At 60.5% G+C, this 15,580-nt stretch carries 14 protein-coding genes; 13 read left to right on the forward strand and 1 reads right to left on the reverse strand.

Annotated elements, in window-relative coordinates:
• Nucleotides 1-69 precede the first annotated feature (69 nt).
• Nucleotides 70-1,353, reverse strand: coding sequence for a glutamate-1-semialdehyde 2,1-aminomutase (hemL, locus tag E4633_RS04845; protein WP_135869113.1), 1,284 nt, complete (start codon nucleotides 1,351-1,353; stop codon nucleotides 70-72).
• 404 nt (nucleotides 1,354-1,757) lie between these two features.
• Here hemL and E4633_RS04850 point away from each other — a divergent pair, with 404 nt between their 5' ends.
• The 13 genes from E4633_RS04850 (at nucleotide 1,758) to E4633_RS04910 (ending at nucleotide 15,560) form a co-directional block, all read left to right on the forward strand.
• Entirely contained in the window at nucleotides 1,758-2,114 is a 357-nt protein-coding gene (locus E4633_RS04850) for an NADH-quinone oxidoreductase subunit A (protein WP_135869114.1), read from the forward strand.
• Nucleotides 2,105-2,617, forward strand: a complete 513-nt coding sequence (locus tag E4633_RS04855; RefSeq protein WP_135869115.1) for an NADH-quinone oxidoreductase subunit B — start codon at nucleotides 2,105-2,107, stop codon at nucleotides 2,615-2,617. The genes E4633_RS04850 and E4633_RS04855 overlap by 10 nt, the downstream gene beginning before the upstream one ends.
• Nucleotides 2,618-2,650: 33 nt before the next feature.
• Entirely contained in the window at nucleotides 2,651-3,136 is a 486-nt protein-coding gene (locus E4633_RS04860) for an NADH-quinone oxidoreductase subunit C (protein ID WP_135869116.1), read from the forward strand.
• Between the two features lie 55 nt (nucleotides 3,137-3,191).
• The gene (gene nuoD / locus E4633_RS04865) at nucleotides 3,192-4,361 is read left to right on the forward strand and encodes an NADH dehydrogenase (quinone) subunit D (RefSeq protein ID WP_135869117.1); all 1,170 of its coding nucleotides are present in this window, start codon (nucleotides 3,192-3,194) and stop codon (nucleotides 4,359-4,361) included.
• A 31-nt stretch (nucleotides 4,362-4,392) separates the two neighbouring features.
• Complete coding sequence (nuoE, locus tag E4633_RS04870) at nucleotides 4,393-4,899, forward strand: NADH-quinone oxidoreductase subunit NuoE (protein ID WP_135869118.1); 507 nt, start codon at nucleotides 4,393-4,395, stop codon at nucleotides 4,897-4,899.
• A 37-nt stretch (nucleotides 4,900-4,936) separates the two neighbouring features.
• Nucleotides 4,937-6,718: an NADH-quinone oxidoreductase subunit NuoF gene (gene nuoF / locus E4633_RS04875; protein WP_135869119.1), complete on the forward strand. Its 1,782-nt coding sequence runs from the start codon at nucleotides 4,937-4,939 to the stop codon at nucleotides 6,716-6,718.
• A 110-nt stretch (nucleotides 6,719-6,828) separates the two neighbouring features.
• Complete coding sequence (locus tag E4633_RS04880; RefSeq protein WP_135869120.1) at nucleotides 6,829-9,294, forward strand: molybdopterin-dependent oxidoreductase; 2,466 nt, start codon at nucleotides 6,829-6,831, stop codon at nucleotides 9,292-9,294.
• Nucleotides 9,295-9,335: 41 nt separating this feature from the next.
• Nucleotides 9,336-10,385 carry an NADH-quinone oxidoreductase subunit NuoH gene (gene nuoH, locus E4633_RS04885; protein WP_135869121.1) on the forward strand — a complete coding sequence of 350 codons (1,050 nt, stop codon included), beginning with the start codon at nucleotides 9,336-9,338 and terminating at the stop codon, nucleotides 10,383-10,385.
• A gap of 41 nt (nucleotides 10,386-10,426) precedes the next feature.
• A complete protein-coding gene (gene nuoI, locus E4633_RS04890; RefSeq protein WP_135869122.1) occupies nucleotides 10,427-10,825 on the forward strand; it encodes an NADH-quinone oxidoreductase subunit NuoI in 399 nt (132 codons plus the stop codon).
• 10 nt (nucleotides 10,826-10,835) lie between these two features.
• Nucleotides 10,836-11,339, forward strand: coding sequence for an NADH-quinone oxidoreductase subunit J family protein (locus E4633_RS04895; RefSeq protein ID WP_135869123.1), 504 nt, complete (start codon nucleotides 10,836-10,838; stop codon nucleotides 11,337-11,339).
• Nucleotides 11,340-11,358: 19 nt separating this feature from the next.
• Nucleotides 11,359-11,661, forward strand: a complete 303-nt coding sequence (gene nuoK / locus E4633_RS04900; RefSeq protein ID WP_135869124.1) for an NADH-quinone oxidoreductase subunit NuoK — start codon at nucleotides 11,359-11,361, stop codon at nucleotides 11,659-11,661.
• 149 nt (nucleotides 11,662-11,810) lie between these two features.
• Nucleotides 11,811-13,814: an NADH-quinone oxidoreductase subunit L gene (gene nuoL / locus E4633_RS04905; RefSeq protein WP_135869125.1), complete on the forward strand. Its 2,004-nt coding sequence runs from the start codon at nucleotides 11,811-11,813 to the stop codon at nucleotides 13,812-13,814.
• Between the two features lie 51 nt (nucleotides 13,815-13,865).
• Nucleotides 13,866-15,560 carry an NADH-quinone oxidoreductase subunit M gene (locus tag E4633_RS04910; RefSeq protein ID WP_135869126.1) on the forward strand — a complete coding sequence of 565 codons (1,695 nt, stop codon included), beginning with the start codon at nucleotides 13,866-13,868 and terminating at the stop codon, nucleotides 15,558-15,560.
• Nucleotides 15,561-15,580 lie beyond the last annotated feature (20 nt).

Below are 15,580 nucleotides of genomic sequence, written 5' to 3' on the forward strand. Positions count from 1 at the left end.
CAACACCAAAGAAAAAGAGGCGCCCGCGTCGCGGGCGCCTCTTTTTTTGCGCAAGGTGAAAAGTTCGGCCTAGAGAGACTTGAAGCACTTCGCGGCGGCGGCGATGGTCTTCTCGAGGTCCTTCTCGGTGTGGGACGCACCCACGAAGGCGGTCTCGAACTGGGAGCAGGCGAGGTAGACCCCCTCTTCCAGCATGCCGCGGAAGTAGGTGGCGAACGCCTTCGTGTCGCACTTGGCGGCGCTGTCCCAGTTGTAGACCGGCTCTTTCGAGAAGAAGCCGCAGAACATGGAGCCGACGCGGGTCGAGTAGAGCGGGTAACCGGCGTCCTTGGCCGCCTTCGCTATTCCCTCGGCGACGAACTTGCTCTTCTCCTCGAGCTTCTCGTAGAAGCCCGGCTCCTGCAGGAGCTTCAGGGTCTCGATGCCCGCGGTCATGGCGAGCGGGTTCCCGGAAAGGGTGCCCGCCTGGTAGACCCCGCCTGCCGGCGAGAGCTGGGACATGATCTCTTTCTTACCGCCGAAGGCGCCTACCGGGAGCCCACCGCCGATGATTTTCCCGAGGGTAGTGAGGTCCGGGGTGATGCCGAAGCGCTCCTGCGCCCCGCCGTAGGCGACGCGGAAACCGGACATGACCTCGTCGAAAATAAGCACGATCCCTTCCTCGGTGCAGATCTCGCGCAGTCCCTCGAGGAACCCTTCCTGCGGCGGAACGGTACCCATGTTCCCTGCCACCGGCTCGACGATGACGCAGGCGATGGTCCCCTTGTTGGCGGCGACCAGCGCGCGTACCGAGTCGAGGTCGTTGTAGGTCGCGGTCAGGGTGTGCTTGGCGAGGTCGGCCGGAACGCCCGGGGAGTCGGGCACCCCGAAGGTGGCGAGGCCGGAGCCCGCTTTCACCAGCAGGGAGTCGGAGTGGCCGTGGTAGCAGCCGGAGAACTTGAGGATGTTGTCACGCCCGGTGTAGCCGCGGGAGAGCCTGATGGCGCTCATGGTCGCCTCGGTCCCGGAGCTCACCATGCGTACCATCTCGATGGAGGGGACCGCCGCGATCACCATCTCGGCCAAGGTGATCTCGAGCTCGGTCGGCGCGCCGAACGATGCACCGCTATCGACGGCCTTCTTGATCGCCTCGACCACCTTCGGGTGGCAGTGCCCGACGATCATCGGACCCCAGGAGCCCACGTAGTCGATGTAGCCGTTGCCGTCCTCGTCGAAGATCATGGGGCCGGCAGCGCTCTTTATGAACAACGGATCGGAGCCTACCGAGCGGAAGGCACGCACGGGGGAGTTGACCCCGCCGGGGATGGATTTGAGCGCCTGCTGAAAGAGTTGCGACGAACGGCTGTTTTGCATGACGGGGTTCTCCTAACTGGCTGGAAATTATTAACTATCGGGCTCTCTGGTTAGCATAGCCGCTGATATTCTGTCAAGAATTAAAAACTTTTCTCGTATACGGCCGGAGGGGGTGGGAGAGGTGCAGGAGGGGGGGAGGCCTAAGGGTGTAATACAATTTGGGAAAAGTATACGCCGTTCTGTAAACGGTTCGGGGATAACTGGATAATTTCTGCTTGACAAAGATGGTGAAATGAAATAATTTTCGGTCGCAATGTTGTATACAGTATACTTTTTCGAAGGCGCAGCGCTTGCTAACTATCGGAAGCGGCGGGGCTTGTTGGTCGAGAAGCGTGCAGTATACGGCATTTCCGCGCGCTTGAAAAGAAAATCAACAACAACCTGGTAGTACGGGAGGATAAGGGATGCTTGGTGCATATCTGCCAATCTTGGTGCTGGTGGTCATAGCGGTCTTGTTCGGTCTGGGGTCGGTGGTCTTCTCATCGCTCATAGGCCAGAAGAAGCCGTCTAAGGTGAAGCTCGCACCTTACGAGTGCGGTTGCGAGCCGGTGGGCAGCGCACGCGAGCGCTTCTCGATCAAGTTCTACCTGATCGCGATGCTCTTCATCCTGTTCGACATCGAGGCGGTCTTCATGTACCCCTGGGCGGTCCTCTTCAAGCGCCTGGGCATGTTCGGCCTGGCCGAGATGGGCCTCTTCATCGTCATACTCTTCGTAGGCTACATCTACGTTTGGAAAAAAGGAGCACTGGAATGGGAGTAACTCAGCCGCTGGGCGAAAACATCATCACGACTTCCCTGGACAGCCTGGTTAACTGGGCCAGGAAGTCCTCCATCTGGCCGATGACCTTTGGTCTTGCCTGCTGCGCGATCGAGATGATGGCGACCGGTGCGGCCAAGCACGACCTGGACCGTTTCGGTATCATCTTCCGCGCCTCCCCGCGTCAGTCGGACTGCATCATCATCGCCGGCACGGTCACCAAGAAGATGCTCCCGGTCATTCAGACCGTGTACGAGCAGATGCCGGAACCGAAGTGGGTGGTTGCCATGGGCGCCTGCGCCTGCTCGGGCGGGATCTTCGACACCTACTCCGTCGTGCAGGGCATCGACGAGGCGCTCCCGGTCGACGTCTACATCCCGGGGTGCCCGCCGCGTCCTGAGGCCCTTCTCTATGGCCTGATGAAGCTTCAGGACAAGATCGCCAACGAGAAGAACTCCTTCGGCTCTTCCATCGGCTTGGGCGAAAGACTCGAACCCGCCGCATAATCCAAAACGACCAAAGGGAAAGGTAAGGCTGACATGGCAGAAAATAATCGCGCTGTAGTGAAGCTGAAGGAGCGTTACGCGGATGCCCTTCTCGAGTACAAGGAGCATCGCGGCGAGGTGACGGTGATCGTCAAGAAGGAGAGCGTTCTCGAGGTACTGAAGTTCCTCAGGGACGACCTGCGTTACAACTTCCTCTCCGACCTCACCGCGGTCGACTACCTGGGCCAGGAGCCGCGTTTCATGGTGGTCTACAACCTCCTCTCCATCCCCAACAAGGATCGGATCAGGGTGAAGGCGCCGGTGACCGAGGCGGACTGCTCCATCGAATCCGCCACCGCCCTCTGGAACTCCGCCAACTGGCTGGAGCGCGAGGCGTTCGACCTTTTCGGCATTGAGTTCAAGAACCACCCGAACCTCGTGCGCATCCTGATGACCGATGATTGGGTCGGGCACCCGCTCAGGAAGGACTACCCCCTCCAGGGACCCGACCGCGAGCCGTACAAGGGGCGTCTGTCTTAGGCAGAGAGTTCGAAACCAGGGAACGATTTCCATTTCCAAAAAATAGAGGCGATCAATGGCTAGTGAAATAATGACTTTGAATATGGGGCCCCAGCACCCCAGTACCCACGGCGTTCTGAGGCTCGTAGTAGAGCTCGACGGCGAGGTGATACAGAAGATCACCCCTCACATCGGCTACCTGCACCGGGGCGTGGAGAAGCTCGCCGAGCACCGCACCTACCACCAGGCACTCCCCCTCACGGACCGCATGGACTACCTGGCCCCGATGCACAACAACCTGGGCTACGTGCTGGCCGTCGAGAAGCTCCTGGGCCTCGACGTCCCGGAGCGCGCGAAGCTCGTGCGCGTCATCATGGCGGAGCTCACCCGTCTGAAGAGCCACCTGGTCTGGATCGCCTGCCACGCCCTCGACATCGGCGCGATGACCGTGTTCCTCTACGCCTTCCGCGAGCGTGAGATGGTGATGGACCTCTACGAGATGGTCTCCGGCGCCAGGATGACCTCCAACTACTTCCGCGTGGGCGGCCTCTCCCGTGAGCTCCCCGCCGGCTTCGAGCAGAAGGTGCAGGAAGTCGTGGATACCTTCCCGGGTCACTTCGACACCTACGAGGGGCTCCTCACCAAGAACACCATCTGGCTGCAGAGGACCATCGGCAACGGCGTCATCTCCGCCGAGGACGCCATCGACTACGGTATCTCCGGTCCGGCTCTCAGGGGCTCCGGCGTCGACTTCGACCTCAGGCGCGACCTGCCGTACTCCGGCTACGAGGATTTCGACTTCAAGGTCCCCGTCGGCGAGAACTGCGACACCTTCGACCGCTACAAGGTGCGCCTCGTAGAGATGCGCGAATCCGTGAAGATCATCGACCAGGCCCTGAAGCGGCTGAAGCCGGGACCGATTCTCGCCGACGCGCCGCAGGTCTGCTACCCGCCGAAGGATAGCGTGTACAACTCCATCGAGGGTCTTATCCACCACTTCAAGATCGCTTCCGAGGGCTTCCCCGTCCCCGAGGGCGAGGTATACATGGCCGTCGAGAACCCGAAAGGGGAGCTCGGCTACTACATCGTGTCGGACGGCGGCAACATGCCGTACCGCATGAGGGTCCGTCCGCCGTCATTCGTGAACCTCGCCGCCATCGAGAAGATGGCCAAGGGTTCCATGCTGGCCGACCTGGTTGCCGTCATCGGAACGCTAGACATCGTACTTGGCGAAATTGACCGTTAGTTTTAATCAACAAGTAAAGGAGATGGGGTAAATGTCTAACGCTCCAGCCGAAGAAATTCCGGCCGAAGAAATCGATCTGACCGAGGCCAACGAAGTCATCGACAAGTACCTGACACTGCCGGGCAACCTCATGCCGGTCCTGCAGGGCATCCAGGAAGCCTACGGGTTCGTCCCGAAGCCGACCATCGACCTGGTCGCCGAGCGGCTGAACGTCTACCCGAGCCAGATCTACGGCGTGCTTACCTTCTACGCCCAGTTCCACCTGAAGCCGCGCGGCCGTTTCATCATCAGGGTCTGCGTCGGCACAGCCTGCCACGTACAGGGGGCGGAGCGCATCACCGAAACCTTCTTCGGGCGCCTCGGGATCGGGCATGCGGAGACCACCGAGGACCTGCGCTACACCTTCGAAAAGGTGGCCTGCCTTGGTGCCTGCGGCATGGCGCCTCTGGCCATGGTGAACGACGACACATTCGGCAAGATGACGGTCCAGAAAGTGGACGAGATCATTGAAACCTACAACGCACGGCCGATGAAGTAAGCCGAGACGTCAATTTCTCAGCAGGGGACCTTTTGTCATGAGCGATAACGCAGGAATCAAAATACTTATCTGTCAGGGTACCGGCGGCATCTCGGCCGGCGCCAAGCAGGTCGAGGCCGAGTTCACCAGGCTGATAGCGGAGAAGGGGATCGTGGCCCAGGTCGGCAAGCGTTGCGACGTGGTCAAGACCGGCTGCCGCGGCCTGTGCGCCAACGACGTTCTCGTCGACGTCATCACCCCCGAACTGGGCAGGGTCACCTACGACTTCGTCGTGCCCGAGGACGTAGCTGCCATCCTCGACCAGCACATCGTTGCCAACGAAGTCATCGAGAAGAAAAAGGCCAAGGCCTACTACAACACCTTCGTCGACCAGCAGATGCGCGTGGTCATGACCGGCTGCGGCCAGATCGACCCCGAGCGCATCGACGCCTTCCTCGAAGAGGACGGCTTCAAGGCGATCGAGAAGTGCGTCAAAGAGATGAAGCCTTCCGAGGTCATCGATGAGGTGAAGAAATCCGGGCTGCGTGGCCGTGGGGGCGGGGGCTTCCCGACCGGCATGAAGTGGAGCTTCTGCGCCGCTTCCCCGGGCAACCACAAGTACCTCATCTGCAACGCCGACGAGGGTGACCCGGGCGCGTTCATGGACCGCTCCATTCTCGAAGGCGACCCGTACTGCGTCATCGAGGGCATGATGATCGCGGCATACGCCATCGGCTGCGACGCCGGCTACGTCTACGTCCGCGCCGAGTACCCGCTTGCCATCGACCGTCTCCAGAAGGCGCTCGACACCTGCTACGAGAAGGGGTACCTGGGCAAGAACATCAAGGGTTGGGGCTTCGACTTCGACATGAGGATCAAGAAGGGCGCCGGCGCGTTCGTCTGCGGCGAGGAAACCGCCCTCATGGCCTCCATCGAAGGCGAGCGCGGCATGCCGCGTCCCCGTCCGCCGTTCCCGGCGGTCAAGGGCCTTTGGGGCTTCCCGACCAACATCAACAACGTTGAGACCTTCGCCAACGTGCGCCACATCATCAACAAGGGCTCCGAATGGTACGCATCCCTTGGTACCGACACCACCAAGGGTACCAAGATCTTCGCGGTCACCGGCAAGGTGAAGCACACCGGTCTCGTCGAGGTTCCGGCCGGTATGTCGGTACGCGACGTTATCTACCAGGTCTGCGGCGGCATCGCCAACAACCGCAAGTTCAAGGCGGTTCAGGCAGGCGGTCCTTCCGGCGGCTGCATCCCGGCCGAGGTGCTCGACACCCCGGTCGACTACGACTCGCTCATCAAGGCGGGCGCCATGATGGGTTCCGGCGGTCTGGTCGTCATGGACGAGACCACCTGCATGGTCGACGTGGCCCGCTTCTTCCTCTCCTTCACCAAGATGGAGTCCTGCGGCAAGTGTGTTCCCTGCCGTATCGGCCTGAAGGCCATGCTCGACATCCTGGAGAGGATCACCGAAGGTCGGGGCGAGATGGAAGACATCGACACCCTCCTGGAGATGGGCGCCACCATCAAGAAGGCATCCCTTTGCGGTCTGGGGCAGACGGCTCCGAACCCGATTCTCTCCACCGTCAAGTATTTCAGGCACGAGTACGAGGCGCACATCCTGGACAAGCGCTGCCCCTCCAACTCCTGCAAGGAACTCCTCCTGTGGCAGGTGGTCCCCGAGAAGTGCGTCAAGTGCGGCGCCTGTCTGAGGGCCTGCCCGTCCAACGCCATCAAGTGGGAAAAGGGCGAGGTGGCTTACCTGGTCAAGGAGAACTGCACCAAGTGCAAGTCCTGCTACGACGCCTGCCGCTTCATGGCCATTGAGTAATAAAACCGTTCTAGGTTCTACGTTCTAAGTTAAACCCTTAGACGTGAACGTAGAACATAGAACATAGAACGTAGAACCAGATTTATGACTCCGGGGAGACAGAGGTCGAGATGGTAAATCTTACGATAAACGGAAAACAGGTTGCGGTAGAAAAAGACGCCACCATTTACGACGCCGCCAAGGCGTGTGGTATCAAGATACCGATCCTTTGCCATGACAAAAAGCTGCACCCGTTCGGCGGCTGCCGCATGTGCCTCGTCGAGGTGGAGCAGATGAAGGGACGTCTCATCCCCGCCTGCACCACCCCGGTCACCGAGGGAATGATCGTGCAGACCACCACCGACGAGATCGTGAAGGCGAGGAAGCTGGTCCTTGAGCTCCTGCTCCTCAAGCACCCGATCGACTGCCCGGTCTGTGACGCCGCAGGCGACTGCGACCTGCAGAACCTCACCTACGAGTACAAGGTGAACATGAACCGGTTCGTGGACGAGAAGTTCAACCACGAGATCGACTACGAGAACCCGCTCATCGAGCGCGACATGAACCGCTGCATCCACTGCGGCAAGTGCGCGAGGATCTGCGACGAGATCGTTTCCTACGGTGCTTACACCTTCATCAACCGCGGTATCGAGGCGAAGATGGGCACCGAGTTCGACGGGCCGCTTAACTGCGAGTTCTGCGGCTCCTGCGTCTCGGTCTGTCCGGTGGGCGCGCTGAACTCCCGCCCCTTCAAGTTCAAGGCCCGCTGGTGGGCGCTGCAGAAGACGAAGAGCGTCTGCTCCTACTGCGGCACCGGCTGCCAGCTCACCCTTGGCAGCAAGGACGGCAAGGTCCTCACCACCATCTACGACGAGAACCAGGGCTTCCACAACGGCCAGCTCTGCACCCGCGGCCGCTTCGGCTACCAGTTCGTCAACTCCGACAAGCGTCTCACCACCCCGCTTGTGAGGAAAAACGGCAAGCTCCAGGAAGCAACCTGGGAAGAGGCCCTCGCCGAGGTAACCTCCAGGCTTTCCGCAGGCAAGAGCGATCCCGCTTCCGTGGCGGCGCTTGCCACCCCGAGGCTTACCAACGAAGAACTCTTCCTCCTTGAGAAGGTCTTCCGCGGCACCATCGGCACCGACAACATCGATCACTCGGCGGGCTTCGCCCACGAGGCGCTCACCAAGGGTGCCGTCGCTTCCTTCGGCGTGGCAGCCTCCCCCTCCGAGATCGCCGACATCCAGAAGTCGAACCTGCTCCTCGTCGTGAAGTCCGACGCCTACGAGACCCACCCGGTCATCGGCTTCGAGATCAACCTCGGCGTGAAGAGAAAAGGGGTCGCCATCAGGATCGTCTCCGACAAGAAAGGCAAACTCACCCGTCTGCCGGGCGCCAAGACCACGGTCCACACCCCGGGCAGCGAGGTTGCCCTCTTCAACGCGCTCTGCAAGTCGGTCATCGACCAGGGCCTCGTCGCTGAAGGCGTTGCCGGTCTGGACGCCCTGAAGGCCGCCGTCGCCGATGCCACCGCCGAGAAGGCCGGTGTCACCGCCGAGGAGATCGCGGCAATCGCAAAAGACTACGCCACCGCCGAGAAGGCACTCATCATCCTGCCGATCGGCCTCGGCTACCCCGGCCACAACGCGGCCCTCGCCTCCGCTGCAGGCAACCTCGCCATCCTCACCGGCAAGATCGGCAAGGAAGGTTCCGGTCTCCTCATCATGGGCGAGAAGAACAACAGCCAGGGCGCGGTCGACATGGGCATCTACCCGAAAGGGACCGGGCTTGCCGCCTCCGCCATCATCGACGGCTGCGCGAACGGCAACGTGAAGACACTGTTCGTCGCCGGCGAGAACCCGGTGGTTTCCTACCCGAACCGCAAGAAGGTCGAGAAGGCACTCGAGAACGTCGAGTTCATGGTAGTTGCCGACCTCTTCCTCACCGAAACCGCTGCCCTTGCCGACGTGGTGCTCCCGGCCTGCTCCTTCGCGGAGAAGAACGGAACCTACACCTCGCTCGGGCGCCGCGTCCAGAACGTGAGAAAGGCGATTCCCGCGGTCGGCCTTGCGAAGAGCGACTTCGAGATCCTGAGCGCAATCTCTCAGGCTCTCGGCGGGGCACGCTACAACAACCAGGGCGAGGTCTTCACCGAGATCGCAGCAACCGTCCCGGCTTACAAGGGTCTCAGCCAGGCGGGTCTCAAGGACGAAGGGGCCGTTTACCCGGTCTCCGTCGCCGCCAAACTGGTTCCGGTTCAGGCAAAAGCGGTCGCACCTGCGGCAGGCAAGCTCGCCATGGTCACCGGCAGCGCCCTTTACCACTGCGGCACCATGAGCCGCTTCGGCGAAGGCCCGATGTACGTCTGCCCGGATGCCTACGCGGAACTGAACGTGGCCGACGCATCGGCACTGAAGATCGCCGAGGGTGACCAGGTCACCGTAACGAGCGCCACCGGCGCGGTGCAGGTTGCCGCCAAGGTCGGCAAGAGGGTGCCCCAGGGCGTCGTCTTCTCCCCCTACCACTTCGGTGAGGGGAGCGTCAACACCATCACTGACGGCGCCGAGGTCACTTACGTCACCGTCGCCAAGAAATAGCTGACAGCTAGAAAATCTATACAAGAGGGGAAGACTATCAGATGGATACGCTAATCTTAGGACTGCCGGTCGCGTACTACATAGCCATGGTTGCCAAAGTGCTCGTAGCCTTTGTCTTCGTACTGCTTACCGTGGCCTACGCCACCTACGCAGAGCGCAAGATCATCGGGCACATGCAGGTGCGTCTGGGTCCCATGAGGACCGGCTGGCACGGGCTCTTGCAGCCGATCGCGGACGGCGTAAAGCTGTTCTTCAAAGAGGAGATCGTCCCGTCTCAGGCGAGCAAGTTCGCTTTCCTGATAGCTCCCCTCGTCGCACTGATTCCGGCGTTCATCTCCTTCGCCGTCATCCCCTTCGGCGACAGCGTGACCATCGGCGGGTACACCGTGCCGCTGCAGATCGCTGCCTACTACGATGAAGCTGGCAAGCAGGTCTTCGACATCAACGTCGGCGTCCTCTACATCCTGGCCATGGCTTCCCTGGGCGTCTACGGCATCGTGCTCGCGGGTTGGGCCTCCAACTCCAAGTACTCCCTGCTCGGCGGGCTTCGCTCCGCGGCGCAGATGATCTCCTACGAGCTTGCCGCCGGCCTCGCCATCATCTCGGTCTTCATGCTCTCCGAGAGCCTCAGCCTGCACAAGATCGTAGCCGATCAGGCGGGCGGCGCATGGTACGCCTTCAAGCAGCCCTTCGCTTTCATCATCTTCTTCATCTGCTCGCTGGCAGAGATCAACAGGACCCCGTTCGACCTTCCCGAGGCCGAGACGGAGCTGGTCTCCGGTTTCTGCACCGAGTACTCCTCCATGAAGTACGCGATGTTCTTCATGGCGGAATACGCCAACATGATCACCGTCTGCGCCGTCACCACCACCCTGTTCCTGGGCGGCTGGCACGGCCCGGCCTTCCTCCCCGGCTGGTTCTGGTTCATCGCCAAGGTGTACTTCCTGATCTTCCTCTGCATGTGGATCAGGGCCACCTACCCGCGTTACCGTTACGACCAGCTCATGCGTCTGGGCTGGAAGGTGTTCCTGCCGCTCACCCTGGTCAACGTAATGGCGACCGGCCTGTGGGTCATGTTCATCAGCAAGTAGTCAGAATTTAAGTTACACAACTTCTAGGCGAGGTGCCGCAAATGATAATGCCGCTCATAAAAGGTCTTCAGATCACCATTTCACATATGTTCAAGAAGCCGGTCACGCTGCAGTACCCGACCGAGCGTCCTGACGTCAAGCCCGGCTTCCGCGGACTGCACGCGCTGAACGTCTCCCACGACAAGGCGAAGTGTGTAGCCTGCTACCTCTGCCCCACCGTCTGCCCGGCCAAGTGCATCACGGTCGAGGCGGGCGAGGACGCAAACCACGACAAGTACGCTGCGAAATACGAAATCGACATGCTGCGCTGCATCTTCTGCGGCTACTGTGTGGAAGCGTGCCCGGTTGACGCGATTCGGATGACTGAACAGTTCGAACTCGCCAACTACTCGCGCGCTGACTTCACCTACACCAAAGAGAGACTCTTAGAAAAGAAATAAAGGAGCAGCAATGGAATCGTTATTCTTTCTCGTCGTGGCTGCGGTGGCCATCATTTCCAGCATCCTAGTTGTCACCTGCAAAAACCCGATCAACAGCGCGCTGTCGCTGGTGATGACCTTCTTCTGCCTGGCTACCTTCTACGTCATGCTGGACGCTCCCTTCATGGCGGCCACCCAGGTGATCGTCTACGCGGGTGCCATCATGGTCCTGATCATCTTCGTGATCATGCTCCTGAACGTGAGGGTCGAGACCGTCAAGCGCGGCACCCACGCGGTGATCGCCGGCTCCGCCATCGGGCTCTTCGTTCTCTTCCAGACCGTCTGGTTCCTGATGAAGGGTTCCATGACCGGCCAGGTCGGGACCATGACCAAGGAACAGATCGTAAGCGTCGGGCACGTCGAGCTGATCGGCAAGGCGCTCTTCACCGATTTCCTGCTGCCGTTCGAGGTCACCTCGGTGCTCCTCCTGGCTGCGATCGTTGGCGCAGTCGTTCTCGCCAAGAAGAAAATTTAACGCTACAAGGGGAACTGACATGCTAGCGATCGAAAATTACCTGATAGTTTCGGCCATCCTCTTCTCCATCGGGACCATCGGCGTCCTGACCAAGAGAAACGCCATCGTCATCTTCATGTGCGTCGAGATGATGCTCAACGCGGTGAACCTGACCTTCATCGCCTTCTCCAGGCACCTGGGCAACATCGACGGGCAGGTCTTCGTGTTCTTCGTCATGACCGTCGCCGCGGCCGAGGCCGCAGTAGGCCTCGCGCTCATGATCGCCTTCTTCAAGAACCGCGAGTCCATCGACGTCGAGGACATCAACCTGCTGAAACTGTAAACCCGACAAAACCCGTTCCAGGTTCTACGTTCTATGTTCTACGTTAAGAGCAGGACCTTTGTGGACGGAAAGGGTAGCATCGGCGGTTGACTTGGACTTAGAACATAGAACTTAGAACTTAGAACCTTTAGTCATAAAAGGAGTCAGGGATGTTTGATTTAGTATGGTTGATCCCACTGTGCCCTCTCATCGGCTCGGTCATCAACGGCCTACTCGGCAAGAAGATCAAAAACGAGACCGTCATCGGCGGTATCGCGGCCGGTAGCGTGTTCGCCTCCTTCATGGTCGCCTGCGGGATCCTGTTCCAGCTCCTGAGTCTGCCGGGCGAGGAGCGGGTGATCCAAAAGACGATTTTCACCTGGATCCAGTCGGGGAACTTCAAGGCCGACATCGGCTTCCTGATCGACCCGCTTTCGGCAACCATGCTGATGATCGTGACGGGGGTCGGCTTCCTGATCCACCTCTACTCCATCGGTTACATGCACGGCGAGGAAGGGTTCTACCGCTACTTCTCCTACCTGAACCTCTTTACCTTCTCCATGCTTCTCCTCGTGTCGGGCAACAACCTGCTCCTCATGTTCATCGGCTGGGAGGGCGTCGGTCTCTGCTCCTACCTCCTGATCGGATACTACTTCCACAAGAAGAGCGCAGGCGACGCGGGCAAGAAAGCGTTCGTGATGAACAGGGTCGGCGACTTCGGTTTCCTCCTCGGCACTTTCACCCTCTTCTGGTACCTGGGGCACAACAACAACGTCTGGACCATCAACTTCGTCGAGCTCGCGAAAAACGCCGACCTCTTCGTGCCGGGCGCTGTGGTAACCACCATCTGTCTCTGCTTCTTCCTGGGCGCCACCGGCAAGTCCGCCCAGATCCCGCTGTACACCTGGCTTCCTGACGCGATGGAAGGCCCGACTCCGGTCTCCGCGCTCATCCACGCCGCCACCATGGTCACCGCCGGCGTCTACATGATCGCCCGCATGAACTTCATCTACATCAAGAGCCCGACCGCTCTGCTCGTCGTCGCCTGCGTCGGCGCCGCCACCGCCCTCTTCGCGGCGACCATCGGCACCGCACAAAACGACATCAAGCGCGTCCTCGCATACTCCACCGTTTCCCAGCTCGGCTACATGTTCCTGGCCATGGGCGTCGGCGCCTTCACCGCCGGCGTGTTCCACCTGATGACCCACGCCTTCTTCAAGGCCTGCCTGTTCCTCGGTTCCGGCTCCGTCATCCACGCCATGCACCACGCGCTGCACCACGAGCACTCCGAAGCCGACCCGCAGGACATGAGGAACATGGGCGGGCTGTACAAGAAGATGCCGGTCACCTTCGGCACCTTCTTCATCGCCACCCTCGCCATCGCGGGCGTTCCGGGCCTTGCCGGCTTCTTCTCCAAGGACGAGATCCTCTGGCAGGCGTTTGCCAACCCGCACCACCATGATGTGAACTACGCGCTCTGGGCAGCAGGCGCCATCGCTGCCGGCCTCACCGCCTTCTACATGTTCCGCCTGGTCTGCATGACCTTCTTCGGCAAGACCCGTCTCTCCGAGAAGGCATGGCACCACCTGCATGAGTCTCCCTGGGTCATCACCGTGCCGCTTGTCTGCCTCGCCTTCCTCTCCCTGGTCGGCGGCTGGATCGGCGTGCCGAAGCTCCTCGGCGAACTCTTCGGCGACATGCCGAACTACTTCGAGCACTGGCTCGAGCCGGTATTCGCCTACTCCACCCAGTACTCGATCGCCCACGGCGCTCACGGCGTCCACTCCGTAGCACTCGAGTGGGGTCTCATGGGCACCTCCGTCGTGATCGCCTTCGCCGGCATCGGCCTCGCTTTCGCGCTGTACGTCATCGCCCCGAGCATCCCCGAGAAGTTCACCGCGACCTTCCCGGCGCTGCACCGCGCGGTCTACAACAAGTGGTACATCGACGAGATCTACGACTTCGTGTTCGTCAACCCCTGCAAGGCACTCGGCAACTTCCTCTGGAAAGGGTTCGACGTGGTGGTGGTCGACGGCATCGTGAACGGCGTCGCCGCCGTGGTCCGCGGTTTCTCCGGCATCCTGCGCTACGTGCAGACCGGCTTCGTTCACAACTACGCCTTCTCCATGGTTCTGGGCGTGGTGCTGATCGTCGCGGTATACCTCTTCCGTTAAGACTTGAAGACTTTCAGATAATTTTGACCTGAAGTAAAAGGAGCAGAGTAAATGAGCCAGCTACCGTTACTGAGCATATTAACCTTCACACCGCTGATCGGGGCGATACTGCTCCTCTTTGTGAACAAGAACAGCCACGGCGTGCTCCGTACCATCGCCATGGCGGTGACGGTGGTGACGTTTATCCTCTCGCTGCCCCTGATCACCGGGTACAACGCGCCGGGCACCGAGATCGGCGGGTTCCAGTTCCTCGAGAACATCCCCTGGATCGCGGCCGGCCCCTTCCAGATGAGCTATCACCTGGGCATCGACGGTATCAGCCTCTGGCTCGTCATCCTGACCACCTTCATCATGCCGATCGCCATCCTCTCCACCTACACGGCGGTTGAGGAGAAGGTGAAGGAATACATGATCTGCCTGCTGCTTCTCGAAGTCGGCATGATCGGTACCTTTATCTCGCTCGACCTCTTCCTCTTCTACATCTTCTGGGAGATCATGCTGATCCCGATGTACTTCATGATCGGCATCTGGGGCGGCAAGAACAGGATCTACGCGGCAGTCAAGTTCTTCATCTACACCGCGGTCGGCTCGCTCCTCATGCTGGTCGCTCTGATCGCCCTTTACTTCAAGGCAGGCGGCGGCGACTTCAGCATCCTGCGCTTCTACGAACTGCACCTTGACCCGGCCACCCAGATGTGGATGTTCCTGGCCTTCGCCCTGGCCTTCGCCATCAAGGTCCCGATGTTCCCGCTGCACACCTGGTTGCCGGATGCCCATACCGAGGCACCGACTGCAGGCTCCGTAATCCTGGCCGCCGTCATGCTGAAGTGCGGTACCTACGGTTACGTCCGCTTCGCCATGCCGCTCTTCCCGGAGGCCAGCGCCCAGTTCACCCCGCTCATCGCGACCCTGTCGGTGATCGGCATCATCTACGCCTCGCTCGTCGCCATGATGCAGCAGGACGTCAAGAAACTGGTCGCTTACTCCTCAGTGGCCCACTTAGGCTTCGTAATGCTCGGCGTCTACGCCTTGAACCAGCAGGGCGTCACCGGCGGCATGCTGCAGATGCTGAACCACGGTGTTTCCACCGGCGCGCTGTTCCTTATCGTCGGCTTCATCTACGAGCGGCGTCACACCCGTCTCATCTCCGACTTCGGCGGTCTCGCGAAGCAGATGCCGGTTTTCGCCACCATGTTCATGATCGTCACCTTCTCCTCCATCGGCCTGCCGGGTACCAACGGCTTCGTCGGTGAGTTCCTGGTGCTCCTCGGTTCCTTCGAGAGCAGCCTCCGTTGGTACGCGATCATCGCCACCTCCGGCGTCATCCTCTCCGCCGTCTACATGCTCTGGATGTTCCAGAGGGTCATGTTCGGCGAGCTGAAGAATCCGAAAAACCAGAACCTGAAGGACCTGAACGCACGCGAAGTCGCCATCATGCTGCCGCTCATCTTCCTTATCTTCTTCCTGGGCATCTACCCGCGCCCGATCATCGACAGCATGGCGCCCTCGATCGACAGGATGATCGCGCAGACCAAGGTGCAGAAGCAGGTAGCCCAGCTTCCCGGCGCAGTACCGGCGCTTCCCCCGGGTCACATGGCCGTTCCCGGCATGTCCGAGGCAGGTGCGGCACCCGCCGGCATGCCCGCAGGTCACCCTGCAGTCGGCGCAGAAGCGGCACCGGCAGCAGCACCCGCCGGTCTGCCTGAAGGACACCCGGCCATCCCCGCAAACCACGAAGCAAAATAGACCGCTTAGAACTACTGACG

The sequence above is a fragment of the Geomonas terrae genome, from assembly GCF_004791675.1.
Taxonomy (GTDB): Bacteria; Desulfobacterota; Desulfuromonadia; order Geobacterales; family Geobacteraceae; genus Geomonas; species Geomonas edaphica.

Excerpts from the sequence above, each read along its gene's own strand:
- nuoK (WP_135869124.1), top strand. The coding sequence starts at position 11,359 with ATGCTAGCGATCGAAAATTACCTGATAGTTTCGGCCATCCTCTTCTCC.
- E4633_RS04895 (WP_135869123.1), top strand. The coding sequence starts at position 10,836 with ATGGAATCGTTATTCTTTCTCGTCGTGGCTGCGGTGGCCATCATTTCC.
- nuoI (WP_135869122.1), top strand. The coding sequence starts at position 10,427 with ATGATAATGCCGCTCATAAAAGGTCTTCAGATCACCATTTCACATATG.
- nuoL (WP_135869125.1), top strand. The coding sequence starts at position 11,811 with ATGTTTGATTTAGTATGGTTGATCCCACTGTGCCCTCTCATCGGCTCG.
- hemL (WP_135869113.1), bottom strand. The coding sequence starts at position 1,353 with ATGCAAAACAGCCGTTCGTCGCAACTCTTTCAGCAGGCGCTCAAATCC.
- E4633_RS04860 (WP_135869116.1), top strand. The coding sequence starts at position 2,651 with ATGGCAGAAAATAATCGCGCTGTAGTGAAGCTGAAGGAGCGTTACGCG.
- E4633_RS04880 (WP_135869120.1), top strand. The coding sequence starts at position 6,829 with ATGGTAAATCTTACGATAAACGGAAAACAGGTTGCGGTAGAAAAAGAC.
- E4633_RS04850 (WP_135869114.1), top strand. The coding sequence starts at position 1,758 with ATGCTTGGTGCATATCTGCCAATCTTGGTGCTGGTGGTCATAGCGGTC.
- E4633_RS04910 (WP_135869126.1), top strand. The coding sequence starts at position 13,866 with ATGAGCCAGCTACCGTTACTGAGCATATTAACCTTCACACCGCTGATC.
- nuoE (WP_135869118.1), top strand. The coding sequence starts at position 4,393 with ATGTCTAACGCTCCAGCCGAAGAAATTCCGGCCGAAGAAATCGATCTG.
- E4633_RS04855 (WP_135869115.1), top strand. The coding sequence starts at position 2,105 with ATGGGAGTAACTCAGCCGCTGGGCGAAAACATCATCACGACTTCCCTG.
- nuoF (WP_135869119.1), top strand. The coding sequence starts at position 4,937 with ATGAGCGATAACGCAGGAATCAAAATACTTATCTGTCAGGGTACCGGC.
- nuoH (WP_135869121.1), top strand. The coding sequence starts at position 9,336 with ATGGATACGCTAATCTTAGGACTGCCGGTCGCGTACTACATAGCCATG.
- nuoD (WP_135869117.1), top strand. The coding sequence starts at position 3,192 with ATGGCTAGTGAAATAATGACTTTGAATATGGGGCCCCAGCACCCCAGT.